The sequence below is a fragment of the Xanthomonas sp. NCPPB 1754 genome, assembly GCF_041475725.2.
Lineage (GTDB): Bacteria > Pseudomonadota > Gammaproteobacteria > Xanthomonadales > Xanthomonadaceae > Xanthomonas > Xanthomonas euvesicatoria.
In genome coordinates this window covers 4,657,531-4,671,788 of record NZ_CM192982.1, presented here as the reverse complement: position 1 = coordinate 4,671,788, position 14,258 = coordinate 4,657,531, and the positions used below count along the sequence as shown (strand labels likewise).

9 protein-coding genes and 1 pseudogene are annotated in these 14,258 nt (G+C 68.0%); 5 read left to right on the top strand and 5 right to left on the bottom strand.

The genetic code is table 11. The features are described from left to right. Positions 1–21: 21 nt before the first annotated feature. From ACCQ15_RS20140 to ACCQ15_RS20125, 4 genes are read right to left on the bottom strand one after another with little or no spacing between them, the layout of a single operon-like run. On the bottom strand, positions 22–1,644 hold the full coding sequence (locus tag ACCQ15_RS20140; RefSeq protein WP_372380980.1) for an NAD(P)/FAD-dependent oxidoreductase: 1,623 nt from the start codon (positions 1,642–1,644) through the stop codon (positions 22–24). After that, the gene (locus tag ACCQ15_RS20135; RefSeq protein WP_005914798.1) at positions 1,641–2,462 is read right to left on the bottom strand and encodes a glycosyltransferase family 2 protein; all 822 of its coding nucleotides are present in this window, start codon (positions 2,460–2,462) and stop codon (positions 1,641–1,643) included. Before ACCQ15_RS20135 ends, ACCQ15_RS20140 begins: the two co-directional genes overlap by 4 nt. Then, positions 2,459–3,232 carry a beta-ketoacyl synthase chain length factor gene (locus tag ACCQ15_RS20130; RefSeq protein ID WP_014091382.1) on the bottom strand — a complete coding sequence of 258 codons (774 nt, stop codon included), beginning with the start codon at positions 3,230–3,232 and terminating at the stop codon, positions 2,459–2,461. The genes ACCQ15_RS20135 and ACCQ15_RS20130 overlap by 4 nt, the downstream gene beginning before the upstream one ends. Further along, a complete protein-coding gene (locus tag ACCQ15_RS20125; protein WP_014091381.1) occupies positions 3,232–4,431 on the bottom strand; it encodes a beta-ketoacyl-[acyl-carrier-protein] synthase family protein in 1,200 nt (399 codons plus the stop codon). The genes ACCQ15_RS20130 and ACCQ15_RS20125 overlap by 1 nt, the downstream gene beginning before the upstream one ends. Before the next feature lie 219 nt (positions 4,432–4,650). Between ACCQ15_RS20125 and ACCQ15_RS20120 the strand changes: the two genes are divergently transcribed. From ACCQ15_RS20120 to zwf, 5 genes and pseudogenes are all read left to right on the top strand, one after another. After that, complete coding sequence (locus ACCQ15_RS20120) at positions 4,651–4,911, top strand: YcgL domain-containing protein (RefSeq protein ID WP_005914803.1); 261 nt, start codon at positions 4,651–4,653, stop codon at positions 4,909–4,911. Further along, positions 4,904–8,224, top strand: coding sequence for an ankyrin repeat domain-containing protein (locus tag ACCQ15_RS20115; protein ID WP_014091380.1), 3,321 nt, complete (start codon positions 4,904–4,906; stop codon positions 8,222–8,224). Before ACCQ15_RS20120 ends, ACCQ15_RS20115 begins: the two co-directional genes overlap by 8 nt. Before the next feature lie 26 nt (positions 8,225–8,250). Continuing rightward, a pseudogene (locus tag ACCQ15_RS20110) lies at positions 8,251–8,549 on the top strand (phosphotyrosine protein phosphatase). Positions 8,550–8,612: 63 nt separating this feature from the next. Next, the gene (locus ACCQ15_RS20105; protein WP_136732955.1) at positions 8,613–10,412 is read left to right on the top strand and encodes a glycoside hydrolase family 15 protein; all 1,800 of its coding nucleotides are present in this window, start codon (positions 8,613–8,615) and stop codon (positions 10,410–10,412) included. Further along, positions 10,409–12,259, top strand: a complete 1,851-nt coding sequence (zwf, locus tag ACCQ15_RS20100) for a glucose-6-phosphate dehydrogenase (protein ID WP_372168286.1) — start codon at positions 10,409–10,411, stop codon at positions 12,257–12,259. Before ACCQ15_RS20105 ends, zwf begins: the two co-directional genes overlap by 4 nt. A gap of 104 nt (positions 12,260–12,363) precedes the next feature. On the opposite strand, the gene ACCQ15_RS20095 is transcribed toward zwf, so the two are convergent. Beyond that, positions 12,364–14,175, bottom strand: coding sequence for a monovalent cation:proton antiporter-2 (CPA2) family protein (locus tag ACCQ15_RS20095; RefSeq protein ID WP_277575371.1), 1,812 nt, complete (start codon positions 14,173–14,175; stop codon positions 12,364–12,366). Positions 14,176–14,258: the final 83 nt, after the last annotated feature.

Sequence of the window (14,258 nt, the reverse complement as noted above, 5' to 3'; positions counted from 1 at the left end):
GCACACCTAATTCTGTAGGCCTCACGCCGCGTCGGCGTACCAGGTTGCGGTAAGAATAGCCTCGCCGTCGGCGCCGGCAGTCAACGCCTCCAGACCGTAGTCCGGCAGGTCGGCGTAGCGTTGACGTGCCTGTTGCAGGATCTCGCGCGCCAGGACCGCCATCTGCGCGACATTGCCGTGGATGCGTGCGACAAACGCATCATCGTCGCGTGTGTCGTTCAAGGCGCCATTGAGTTCGTTGAACCAGCCGATCAGGTATTGGTCCAGCAGTCGTCCGCTGCCGGCGGCGATGCCCTGGGCGGTATTGCGCACGCCCCATGCATGCAGCACCTGCTGCATTGCCATGTTCATGTCGCGCGCGTGCAGGAAGTCGTTCTTCATGCGCGAGAGCAGGCTGAGATGGGCGATGCGCCCGCTGCAGAACAGCGGTGCCAGCAACGACCAGTAATAGGTGTAATCCCAGATCACTTTGACCGGCATCACCTGCTCGTCGCCGAACAGCGCGTACTGATCCTGATACAGCGTCAGCGTGTTTTCGTAGAACGAGAAATACAGCTGCTGGTACAGCTCCACGTACGGGCTGAGCGACTTGCCGGCGCGGTCGCGGCCGATCAATTCGCAGATGTAGGTGTTGGAGATGGCGATGAAGTCGCTGCCCGGCGAATAGAACGGGTCCAGGAATACGCCCGCTTCGCCGGTCAGTGCCCAGCGCTGCGACGAGAACACCTGCTTGCAGCCATACGAGAAGTTGCGCAGGAACAGAAAGTCCTGCAACCGGTAATCGGCCTGGTCGAGCGTGGCGGCCACCTGCGGCTGATGCGTGCGCAGCCAGGTCATCGCCTTCTCGTGGGTGTTCATGCTCTCCAGCGGATGCAGGTCTGCATCGCAGACGATGCCCAGCGAATGCGCACCCGACGACAGTGGGATCAGCCAGAACCAGTAGCCGGGCCCGCACATGTGATTGGTCGAACGCCAGCGGTCCGGCGGCGTGCAGCGTTGCAGCCAGCTGCTGTCCTGCGACCAGCCGTTGGGGTCGATCAGGCCTTCCACGCGCCACCACACTGCATTGGCGTTGTGCTCGTTGTTCTGCGCCAGACCGAGCTTGCGCTTGAGCAGGCCGGCACGTCCGCTGGCATCCACCACCCAGCGCGCACCCAGCGTGCCTGGCGTGCCGTCGCGTTCGAAGCGCACGGCGTGGTCGCTGTCGTCTTCGGACAGGTCCACGCCCTTGACGCTGCAGCTGTCGATGAAGGCAATGCCCTGGGCACGCGCGCGTTCGCCCAGAAAATTTTCGAAGCGGCCGCGGTCGATCTGCCACGACGGCGTGGGCAGGATCTTGCTCACGCCCAGTTCGGTGCAGCGGTCGATGTCGTGGCGTTGGTCGGAGAAGAAGAACCGGAAACCGAACTTGCGGATCTGCTCGGTCTCCAGATGCTCGCGCAGGCCCAGTACGTCGGCAAAATAATGCGCGCCGATTTCCACCGTGGATTCGCCGACCTTGAACGCGGCCTCGCGGACCGGATGCGCGCGCCGTTCCAGCACGGTGATGGCAAGCTGCGGATCGCGCTGCTTCAGTTGCAGGGCCAGGCTCAGGCCAGCCAGGCCGCCCCCGGTGATCACGACATCGGCGCGCTGTGCATTCATGAGGAGTGATTGCTCTTGGTGACCGCGGGGACAGTAGCAAATTCGCCATCGGGATCGTCAACGATCACCGGGTTGGCGCGCACGCGGCGATATTCGCGCCACACATGGCCGTATGCCCAGACCTGTTTGACCACGTGCGAGGTGATATTCCACAGGTCGCGCACCAGCCGGAAATGGCTCTTGCGGAAGGTGCCAGGCGAGGTACCGGCGTAGCGGGTCTCGATCGGCACGGCGACCACGCGCGCGCCAGCCTGGCGCGCGGCCGAAATCAGCAGCTGCGCTTCGAACACGAAGCCCTCGCCGGGCACGTTGGGCAGGGTGAACACCGAGGCCGGATACAAGCGTTGGCCGCTTTGGCTGTCGATCAGGCCGAAGCCGCACCCCCAGGCAATGCCCCAGTCGCCGAAATCATTGCCGATGCGGCGGATGGTGGGCTGGGTGGCGCGCTTGCGCATGCGCGCACCGATGATCACGCAGCCTGGGTGGCGGTTGGCGGCGGCCAGCAGGCGCGGGAAATCGGCCGCCTTGTGCTGGCCATCGCCGTCCATGGTCATCACCGCGCGCATGCCAAGCCGCTGTGCTTCGGCAAAGCCACTGCGCAGTGCCGCGCCCTTGCCCATGCGCTGCGGGTGACGGATCAGCGTGACCGGCATGCCGGCGATGCACTCGGCGGTGCCGTCGTCGGAGCCGTCGTCGATCACGATGACGTGCGCGCAATAGGTCAGCGCGTCGGCGACCACTTCGCGGATGCGCAGCGCCTCGTTCAAGGCCGGCACCAGGATGGCGGTGTCCTCGCGGCTCAGCGGTTGCCGGCTCATTGCCGGACCTCCACGCGCAGCACCCGGCCCGGCGTGGCATACAGCGCCACGCTGCCGCCATTGCCGGCCAACAGGTCCAGCAGCGGCAGCATCGGCGCCATTGCATTGCCGGCGATGTGGCGCGCCAGCGCGCCATCGCCGGGCGAGGGAGCGCCGTCGTCCAGATGTGCGTGCAGTTGCGGCTTGCCGGCCTGGCCGGGGGCGCCCAGCACCAGCGCGCTACCCAGCAGCCCCTGGCTGGGGGCGACGCGCCCGAGCGGCCCGACCGAGCGGGCGTCGTAGCTGGCCAGCAGCACGGCCTGGGCGCCGGCAGCGCGTTGCACCAGCGCTTCCAGCAGGCCTTGCGCAAAGCTGCCCAGGCTGGCGCTCATCGCCGTGGCCGGGGTCATCGCACCGGCGCCGATGGTCCAGTAGCCGGCGGCGGCGTTGTGCACCGAGTTGTGGAACTTGGTTGGCGAAATCGCCAACGGATCGCTGGCCAGCGTGGTGCACATGTAGTCGGAGATGGCCAAGTCGCCGTAGGTCGAGGTAAAGATCGACGGCAGGCTGGCCGGGTCGCGGCCTGCGGCGTTACAGGCGGCCAGCGCGGCTTCCAGCGACACGGCCACCGTATCCGGCGCACGCCGGCGTTCGTTGGCGGCCAGCAGCTGCGGCGCCGGGCGGGCGGGGGTTTCCTGCAGGGCGCCGCCGCGCGCGAAGGCGCTGGCAGCGTCCCAGTTGGGCAGACCCTGGGTCCAGAAGCCGATCCCTTCGATGGTCGCGGTCAGCATCAGCGGGCCCGCCCGAACAGCAGCGAACAGTTGTTGCCGCCAAAGCCGAAGGAGTTGTTCATGGCGTAATCGATGCGGGCATGGGCGTTGTCGAAGCGGATTTGCGGGCCACAGGCCGGGTCGGGGATGTCGCTGTTGAGCGTGCCGGGCAGCACCTCGTCGCGCAGCGCGAGCAGTGCGATCACCGATTCGACGATGCCGGCCGCGCCCAGGGTGTGGCCGGTCCAGGCCTTGGTCGAACTGGCGTGCAAGGTGCCGGGGAAGATCGCTGCCACTGCGGCGGCTTCCACGCTGTCGTTGGCCGGCGTGGCGGTGCCGTGCAGATTCAGATAGCCCACTGCGGCCGGCTCCAGACCGGCGCGGTCGAGCGCACCGCGCATCGCCAGCTGCGCGCCCAGCCCTTGCGGATGCGGCGCCGACATATGGTGCGCGTCGCTGGATTCGCCGTAGCCGTACAGCCACAGCGCGGCATCCGGTGCGGCGGCCGGGCGTTCGAGCAGCGCAAAGCCGCCGGCCTCGCCCAGGCTCAGGCCGACCCGGCGCGCGTCGAACGGCTGGCACATCTCCGGCGCCACCACCTGCAACGAGTTGAAGCCGAACAGCACGCTGCCGCACAAGGTGTCCACGCCGCCGACCAGCGCCGCGTCGATCACGCCGGCCTCCATCAGCCGCGCCGCCTGGGCGAACACCTTGGCGCTGGACGAACAGGCCGTGGCCACGGTCACGCACGGGCCACGCAGGCCGGTGGCGTGCTGCACGAAGTCGCCCAGCGAATGCGGGGTGTGCACGATCGGGCGATTCAGATCCTCGGGGAAGCGCGCGCCGTCGGCGTCGTCGACCAGCCGCGTATACGCTTCTTCGCTGGCGCCGATGCTGGAGGTGGAGGTGCCGATGATCACCGCTACCCGCTCGGCGCCGTAGCGCTGCGCGGCGGCCTGCACGGCCTGCGCCATCCCGTCCTGCTGCAGGGCCAGCCAGGCCAGGCGGTTGTTGCGGCAATCCCACGCGTGCAGAGAATCGGGCAGCACAACCTCTTCAACGCCATCGACGCGCCCGACCCAGCAGGGCAGCAGCGGTTGCGGCCCGAAATCGTTGCGACGCAGGCCGCTGCGTCGGGCGGTCAACGCGGCGGCCTGGGCGGCAAGCCCGGCACCGAGTGCGGTGGTGGAAGTGAACGCGGTGACGGCAACCGGGGCCATCTGGGACGAATGCTGCGCTTGGCTCACGATGGTCTGGCTGGCAAAAAGTGCGGTCAGTATATCGATGGCGCGCGTGGGTCCCGTGGACGGCGCAACTGAACGTCACCGTCATGTCGCTGACGCGGCTGGGATTTTTCGCACAGGCCGCGCTTTCGCCGTCGCCGCAATTGCGACACAATCGGCGCGACACATCTCTCTTCCGAGCGCGACCACGCGCGCATGCACGCCTACGTCTATAAAAGCCAACGCAAGCAGGACACCTTCGTCTATCTCGCCACACGTGACGATTTCTCCGGTCTTCCTGCCGCCGTGCAGGCGCAGCTGGCGCCGTTGACGTTCGTGCTGGATGTGGCGTTGACGCCGGAGCGCCGGCTGGCGCAGGCCGACGCGGCCACGGTGCGCGAGGCGCTGGGCAAGCACGGCTTCTATCTGCAATTGCCCAAGACCATCGTGCTCGCAGGCGAGTGCGACCATGACTGAGCCTGTGCGTGGCGCACGGATGCGCGCCGCAACGCTGGCCGGTGCGGCTGGCGTGGTGCTCTGCCTGCTCGGTGGCATTGGCGGCGTGGTTGCTGCGCTGAGCTTGTGGCTGGCGCAGCCGGCGTTCGCGCTGGCGGTGTCGTGGGCACGTGGGACGCGCGCAGTTCCGGGCCAGCCGCGCGCGGTCGCGCAGGCGCTGCCGCCGTTGCTGGCCATCTGGGGCGTGGGCCTGCTGGCGCTGGCTGCGCTGATCAGCTGGCCGCTGACCGCCCTGCGCGACAGCGGCAGCCTGGCGGCCGCGCTGGCGCTGAGCGTCGCAGTCAGCGCGGCCTTGCTGGGGCTGTGGCGGACCTGGCCGTTGTGGGGCGAAGTGGAACGCGACGGCGGCGCGCTGGCGCCACGCTGGCAGGCGCTGGCCGCGCAGGAATTGCATGCCTGGCGCGGCCTGCTGGCGGCTGCACTGGTGCTGGCAGTGTGCACCCTGGCCGTGGTGCTGGCCTGGCCGGGCTGGTTGTCCGGCGGCCTGCGCTGGGGCTTGGCGGTGGCTGCCGGTGTGCTGCTGCCGGTGGCCCATCTGCTGCTGCAACGCACCGCCGCACCCATGCGCAGCGATGCGCCGCATACGCGCCAGGCCGCCGATTTCTTCTCCGAAGCCGCCGCCGAACCGCGCCCGCTGGAACCGGTGGCCCGGCATCAGCTGGTGCCCGAACTCTTCGAGGCCGCGCGCAGTGGCCGGGTGGACCGCGCGCTGCAATTGCTCGAGGCCGGTGCCGACCCGCAGGCGTTGCCGCTGCCGGAATGGCGCGATCAACGCAGCCTGCCGGCGCTGGCGGCCGTATTGCCGGATCTGCGCCTGCTGCGTGAGTTGATCGTGCGCCGCGTCGACGTCAATCAACCGCATCGCGGCATGACCCCCTTGCTGGCCGCCACCCGCGACAGCTGGCACGGCCGCCCGGATGCGGTGATGACCTTGCTGGCCAATGGCGCCGACCCGCGCGCCAGCGACAACGACGGCAACACCCCCTTGCATCACGCCGTGCGCAGTTCCGACCCGGGCGTGGCCGCGCTGTTGCGCGATGCCGCCGCCGAGCTCGACGCGCTCAACAACGAAGGCCATTCGCCGTTGGCGATGGCCTGTCAGGTCGGCAACTGGCGGCTGGCCAAATTCCTGCTGGAGCGCGGCGCGCAGTCCGAACCGGAGGGCGGCGCCCCGGTGCTGCTGGCGGCAGCCGGTACCGAAGAAGACGACCCGGCCGGCGTGCAGTTGCTGCTCAAGCACAAGGCGCGTGTGGATGCGCGCGATCGCCAGCGTCGCAGTGCGCTGCACGAAGCCGCGCTGGCCGGCCACGGCGACATCGTCGAGGCACTGTTGTCGGCCGGAGCAAATCTGGAAGCGCGCGATCTGCTGGGCCGCACGCCGTGGCTGGATGCCGCGCGCCAGGCACGCAGCGCCGTGCTCGAACGCCTGGTCGCGCGCAAGGCCGATGTGCTGGCCATCGATGGCGACGGCCGCAACGCGTTGATGCTGGCCTGCGCCGCCGACAATGTGTCGCCGGCGCTGATCCGCCGCCTGCTGGACCTGCAGGTACCTGCCGACAGCGTGGATGCGCACGGTCGCCGCGCGGTGGATGTGGCCGCCGAGGCCGGACGTTGGGCGATCGTGCAGCTGCTCGATCCCGCTTACCCGTTGCCGGCCGCGGTCAGCGACGCGCAGGGCGAGGCGCCTGGCGTTGCCGTGCTGCCCGATCGCCCGCCGCTGGTGCTGCTGCGCGAAGGCCTGCAGCTCGGGCAGCGCGACGGTCTGGTCGCGCTGGCGCGGCTATGCGCCCCGGAAGAACTAGGCGGCCTGCTGCACGATGCGCATCTGGCCTTGAACGCCGAGGCGGTCGACTGGCTGCTGCGCCATGGCGCCGATGCCGAAGTGCGCGACGCCTGCGGCGATGTCCCGATGTTTGCGCTGCTCTCGCGCGGCGTGGAGGCGGTACCGGCGCTGCAGGCGTTGCTGCGGCATGGCGTCTCGCCGGCAGGCGCCGGTGGCCTGACCCGGCTGCTGAGTGCCTGCGTGCAGCACGATGCGGCATCGCGCGGGCTGGAACAGTTCGCGCTGGAACTGCTCGAACGTGGCGCCGACCCCTTCGCTCCGTCGGCTGCCGGCGATCCGCCGTTGTCGCTGGCGGTGCGGCTGGGCTGGCTGCGCCTGCAGCAGTGGTTGCTGGAACATGGCGTGGACCGCGAAGCGCGCGACAGCCACGGCATGACCGCGCTGCATCTGGCCACCGCGCTGGGCCGCGATGCCTCGCTGAAACTGCTGGTCAAGCAGGGCGCCTCGCCGGAAGCGCGCGCTGCCGACGGGCAGACCCCGCTGGGCGTGGCGCTGTCGATCGGCCGCCGCGATCTGGCCGACTGGCTGGACTGGCGCATCTGGTCGCTGCCGCGCCGCACGCTGCGCGAAGCGGATGTGCCGGCCGCCGCGATGACCGGCGATACCGATGCGGTGCGTCGCCTGATCGATCTCGGCCTCGCCGTCGACGCCGTCGACGCGCAAGGCTGCACCGCACTGCTGCGTGCTGCCGGTGGTGGCCATCTTGGCGTGGTGACGCATCTGCTCGGCCGCGGCGCCGATCCGCAGCGCGCGGCCAACAGCGGCGCCACGCCGTTGTCGGCGGCCGTGAGCATGCGCCAGACCGAGATCGTGGCCGCCTTGCTGCAGGCCGGTGCGCAGATCGAACACCGCCTGCCGGGCGGGGTGACCGTGCTGATGCTGGCCTGCGCGTTGGGCCTGCCGGACATCGTGGCGCGCCTGCTCACCGCCGCGGCCGACGTGCACGCCACCGACAATCAGGGGCTGGCGCCGCTGCATTGCGCGGCGTTGTACGGCTTCACCGCGCGCGACAAGAACCGCCTGTTGGCCCTGCTGGATACCTTGCTGCTGGCCGGTGCCGACCCGGACTACCTGGCCGGTGGCCGGGTCAGCCCGTTGCTGCTGTTGCTGGGCGCGCGTGCCGAACCGGGTACCTCCTGCGACGAGCAGGTGGTGCTGGCCGGCGTCGAACGCCTGCTCGACGAAGATGTCTCGCTGGATGTGGCCGACCAGCGCGGCTTCGGCCCGCTGCATCTGGCTGCACTGCACGGCCTGCCGCTGCTGGTGCAGCGCCTGCTGCGGGCCGGTGCCGATGCCGACCGCCGCGATGCGCTCAACCGTACCCCGCGGGAAATCGCCATCATGCGCGGCTTCATCGACGTGGCCGGCCAGTTCGAACCCGCGCTGCCGGGCGTCTCTTCGATGGCGCGCTTCCTGCGCGAAGGCCGCTGAACCAGCGCGTCGGGTAACCGCTGCGGGTGCCGTTCGTGTGCAGCCGCACCCGCCTGCGCAGCCTCACCGCCGAGCGCGTCTTCGCCGCTGGCCCGGCGTGCAGGCGCAATCGGCCGGCTGGCGGCCGATGCGCAAGTGCAGGTCACCCCAGGGCTATTACAGGAGGCAGAGGTGGTGCTGGTCATGGAGCGTCGCCGCGCACCTACGCCACCGCCGGGTGATCTGCCTGCAGCGTCCCGACGAGGATGCGTCTATGCACCCGGCACTGGTACGCCGCCTGGAACACACGGTGCCACCGCTGCTGGGTTTACCGGCGCAGTCGTAACCTGATCCCGACACGGCCCATGCAAGACTGCGCGTTCTTTCGCCGGAAGGAAGCGCCCAACCAATGAGCGTGCGTATCGAGGACCACGCAATGCTGGGCAACTGCCACAGCGCGGCCCTGGTCGACCATCGCGGCACCATCGACTGGCTGTGCCTGCCACGCTTCGATTCCGATGCGGTGTTCGCTGCCTTGCTGGGCGAGGAACAACACGGGCAATGGGCGTTGTCGCCGGCTGCCGACTTCCGCAGCGAGCGCGCCTACCAGGACGATAGCCTGGTGCTGTGCACGCGCATGATCACCGACAGCGGCGCGGTGGAACTGATCGATTTCATGGTCGCCAGCGAAAACGGCGAAGTCCATCAGCATCTGGTGCGTATCGTGCGCTGCGTGCAGGGCAGCGTGCCGATGCACATGCGCCTGACCTTCCGCTTCAACTACGGCCGCACGGTGCCATGGGTGACGCGCATCGTCGATGGCATCCGCGCCATCGCCGGCCCCGACCAACTTGCATTGCGTTCGCCGCAAACGCTGCGCGGCCAGGACATGGGCACCGAAACCGACTTCACCCTGCGTGAGGGCGAAAGCACCTGGTTTCTGCTCAGCCACGGCGCCTCGCATCAAGCCACGCCGCCCTTGATCGACGCCGAACAGGCGCTGCAACGCACCACCGCGTTCTGGCACGGCTGGGCGCGCCGCTGTACCGATGTCGGGCCGTGGACCGAGCAGGTGCGCCGCTCGCTGGTGGTGTTGAAGGGGCTGAGTTATCTGCCCACCGGCGGCATTGTCGCCGCGCCCACTGCCTCGTTGCCCGAGCACCTGGGCGGTACCCGCAACTGGGACTACCGCTATTGCTGGCTGCGCGATTCGGTGTTCACGCTGATCGCGTTGTTGCAGGCCGGGTACCGCGACGAAGCGGCAGCCTTCCGCGATTGGGTCCAACGCACCATTGCCGGTTCGCCGGATCAATTGCAGGCGCTGTACGGCATTGCCGGTGAGCGCCGCTTGCAGGAATGGGAAGCGCACTGGCTGCCCGGCTATGAACATTCCGGCCCGGTGCGCATCGGCAACGGCGCGGTGGATCAGTTCCAGCTCGATGTGTATGGCGAGTTGATCGGCGCGTTCCATTACGCCCGCGAAAAGGGCGTGGGCCTGCCGTCCGACGACGACGGATCGTCTGCGTCGCTGCTGGAAAAGATTCTGGAAACGCTGGAAACCCTGTGGCGCGAACCCGATGAGGGCATCTGGGAAATCCGCGACGAGCGCCGCCACTTCGTGCATTCCAAGGTGATGGCCTGGCTGGCCTTCGACTGCGGCGCGCGCGATGGCATCACCAATGCAGACGCAGAAAAACGCGCGCACTGGAGCCGCATTGCCGAAGAGATTCGAGCCGAAGTCCTGGAAAAAGGCGTGCATCCGGACGGTCACTTCGTGCAGAGCTATGGCTCGGACCGGCTGGACGCTTCGCTGCTGCTGATCCCCATCGTGGGTTTTCTGCCGCCGGACGATCCGCGCATCGCCGCCACCGCCGATGCGATCGCGCGCGATCTGACCATCGACGGGTTGGTCGAGCGCTATCGCGCCGACGACAGCGCCGACGGTTTGCCGGCTGGCGAGGGCACCTTCCTGGCCTGTAGTTTCTGGCTGGTGGAAAACTATGCATTGCTCGGCCGCACCGACCAGGCGCGTGCGCTGCTCGAACGTCTGCTCGGGCTCTGCAACGACGTCGGTCTGCTCGCCGAAGAATACGATCCGCGCAGCAAACGCATGCTCGGCAACTTCCCGCAAGGGTATTCCCACGTGGCCCTGGTCAATGCGGCATTGCGCCTGCATGGACGCATGGGCGAAAAGGAAACGCATCCATGAGTGAGCAAGCAACCACACCGCCGTGCATCATCGTGGTGTTCGGCGCACGCGGCGATCTGACCAAGCGCCTGGTCATGCCGGCGCTGTACAACCTGCGCCGTTCCGGTGCGCTGGGCGATGAGTTCGCCATTGTCGGCATGGACCATGGCGACATCAGCGAACGCGTGTGGCGGACCAACATGGGGCAGTCGATGACGCAGCTGCTCAGCAGTCGCGATGCCGAATTCCAGACCGACGAATTCGATACCGCCACCTGGGACTGGTTGCGCGAGCGCATGCATTACCTGCGCGGCGACTTCACCGATCAGGGAGCCTACCGATCGCTGGGCGGCGTGCTGGACAAGTTGCACAAGCGCTACGGCACGCAGGGCAATGTGCTGTTCTATCTGGCCACCGCCGCGCGCTTCTTCGAGCCGGTATTGCTCAACCTGGGCGAGGCTGGCCTGGTCAGGCAACGCGAAGGCGAAGGCTGGCGCCGGGTGATCGTGGAAAAACCCTTCGGCCACGATCTGCCCAGCGCCCAGCATCTCAATGCCACGGTCGCCAAGGTGCTGCACGAAGATCAGGTGTTCCGCATCGATCATTTCCTGGGCAAGGAAACCGTGCAGAACATTCTCGCGTTCCGTTTCGCCAACGGCTTGTTCGAGCCGGTGTGGAATCGCGACCGCATCGACCATGTGCAGATCACCGCGGCCGAAACCATCGGCGTGGAAGGGCGCGGGCGGTTCTACGACGCTACCGGCTGCCTGCGCGACATGGTGCCGAACCATCTGTTCCAGTTGCTGGCGATGATTGCGATGGAACCGCCGGCGGCGTTCACGACCGAGGCGATGCATCGCCGTCGCGCCGAAGTGATCGAGGCGGTGCGCCCGATCAGGCCCGAAGATGTGGTGCGTGGGCAATATGCCTCCGGCGCGGTCAATCGCAATGCGGTGCCGGGCTATCGCGAAGAAGACACCGTGCCCGACGATTCGGACACCGAAACCTATGTGGCGATGAAACTGCAGGTAGACACCTGGCGCTGGGCCGGCGTGCCGTTCTACCTGCGCACTGGCAAACGCCTGCGCGAACGTACCACCGAGATCGCGATCCGCTTCAAGCCCGCGCCGCTGGCGCCGTTCCGCAGCACCGAGGTGGGCGGCTACGGTCCCGACTGGCTGGTGCTGCATATCCAGCCGGACGAGGGCATCTCGCTGCAGTTCGACGTCAAGCGCCCGGGCGCGCAGGTGGCGCTGGCACCGGTGCGCATGGACTTCCGCTACCGCGACTGGTTCCCCAAGGAATACACGGTGGGCTACGAGCGCCTGCTGCAGGACTGCATGAACGGCGAGGCCGGCCTGTTCCAGGATGCGGCGATGGTGGAAGGCGCATGGCGCATCGTGCAACCGATCCTGGATGCATGGAAACAACCGCCCAGCGACTTCCCTAACTACGCCGCCGGCAGCGCCGGCCCCTCGGCCGCCGACGCATTGCTGGCCATGAACGGCGGACACGCCTGGCGCGCCCTCACGCCCGGCCGCAAACCGCCGCCGCGCCGCCCCCCAGAAGCGCGTGCTGGTGCTGCGACGCCGGTGAAGAACGCCACCCGGAAGACGGCAAGCAAGGTCGGCAAGGCACCGGCCAAGAAAGTCACCAGGGCGTCTGCCAGACGCGCGTCCGCCGCTACAGCGAAGTCCTCGCAGGATGCGGCGACGTTGTCTGGCAGCGCGGCCAAGAAAGCGGTGCGCAAACGCGCCACCAGCAAGGTCGCAAAAACCGCCGCCAAGACGGTGAGCAAGACTGCGGCGGGCAACGGTGCAGCGAAGAAATCGGTGAGCAGAACCGCAGCGCGTACGCCACGCCGCTGAGGATGCGAGCGGCATGCACTCGCTGCAAATGTAGGAGCATGCCCGCGCGCGGCGGGCTTTCCGTTAACGCCTGTTCGCGCGCGGGCGCGTTCCTTCGGAAGAGCTCAGCGGTCCTGCGTGGTGGGTGCAGGTTCCCCATCCACATCCGCCTTGACGTCGGCTTCGAACAGGTTCATCAGGTCGGCACGTGCATCGCGCGAGGTCTGGATGACCTTGGCTTCGTCGTCGTAGACCAGGTGCTGGCGGCGTAGCAGGTCTTCGTCGTGCTGGCGGAAGCGTTTGACGTGATCGTGTGCGAGGGCTTCGCCCAGGCCGAGCGAGGTGAGGACGCGTTCGCTCAGCTCCAGGCTGGAGGCGAAGACCTCGCGGAACGGTTCTGCGCCCAGGTCCATCAGTTTCCAGGCATGTTGGCGGTTGCGCGCACGCGCCAGCACGGTGGCTTGCGGGTACAGGCGACGGATCAGCCGCACCGTCTTGATGTTGGTGTCCGGGTCGTCCACCGCGATCACGAACACCTTGATGCGCTCGGCACCGGCAGCGCGCAGCAGCTCGGGGCGGGTGGGGTCGCCGTAATACAGCTGGCTGCCGAACCGACGCAGGTCTTCCACCGTGTCCGGGTTGTGTTCCAGCGCGACGAACGGCACATGCCGTGCGGTGAGCAGGCGCGCGACCACCTGGCCGAAGCGGCCCATGCCGGCGACCAGCACCTTGGGGGTCTGTGCATCGATGGTGTCGTACGGGCGATCAGGCTTGGGCGCGCGCACGCGCAGCGGCCCGTTGAGGATGCGCTGCATGCCGAGCAGCAACAGCGGGGTCAGTGCCATCGACACGCCCACGATGGCCACCAGCCGGTCGTGATTGGCCGGCTCCAGCAGGCCCACGCGGTCGGCTTCGTTGAACACCACGAAGGCGAATTCGCCGCCCAGCCACAGCACGCTGCCCAGCATCAGGCTGCTGCGCAGCGGTAGCTTGGCCACGCTGCCGATACCCACCAGCAGCGAGAACTTCACCACCAGCAACATCGCCACGCCTGCTGCGATCAACCACGGCTCGGCCGCCACGCGCTGGAGATCGATCCCCATGCCCACCGAGATGAAGAACAGGCCCAGCAGCAAGCCTTCGAACGGTTCGATCTGCGATTCCAGTTCGTGGCGGAATTCCGAATCGGCCAGCAACACGCCGGCGATGAAGGCGCCCAGGCTGGCGCTCAATCCGGCCTCCTGCATGATCCAGGCGGTGCCCAGCACCACCAGCAAGGCGCTGGCGGTGAACACCTCCGGCATGCGCGTACGCGCCACCACGTTGAACAGGTGACGCAACACAAAGCGCCCGCACACGATCACCAGCGCCAGGGCCGCCATCGCCTTGGCCACGTCCTGCCATTGAAGCGTTGCATTCTTGCTGCCGCCGAGCAGCGGGATGGCCGCCAGCAACGGGATCGCAATCAGATCCTGGAACAGCAAGATGGCAAACGCCAGCCGCCCGTAGTCGCTGCTCAGCGCCTTGCGTTCGGCCAGCAATTGCAGCCCCACCGCGGTGGAGGAGAGCGCCAGCGCCACGCCGACGATCAACGCGCTCTTCCAGCCCAGCTGGGCTGCCATCAACAAACCGCCCAGGATCACCGCCGTCACCAGCACCTGGGTGGCGCCAGCGCCGAACACCGAATGGCGCATCACCTTCAGGCGCGCCGGCGACAGTTCCAGCCCGATCACGAACAGCAACATCACCACGCCGATCTCGGCCGCGCCGCTGATGCGTTCGGCATCCTGCACCACGCCCACGCCATCGGGCCCGAGCACCACGCCGGCGACCAGGTAGGCCAACACCGCACCCAGGCCGAAGCGCTTGAACACCGGCACTGCCACGATGGCGGCCAGCATCAGCACCAAGGCCAGTTCCAGACCACCGCTATGCATGCGTACTCTCCATTGAGGCACGCATTATGCCGCGCAGCCCCGTTGGCCTGCGCGCACGCGTGTGCCATCTGCACGGCGACGAC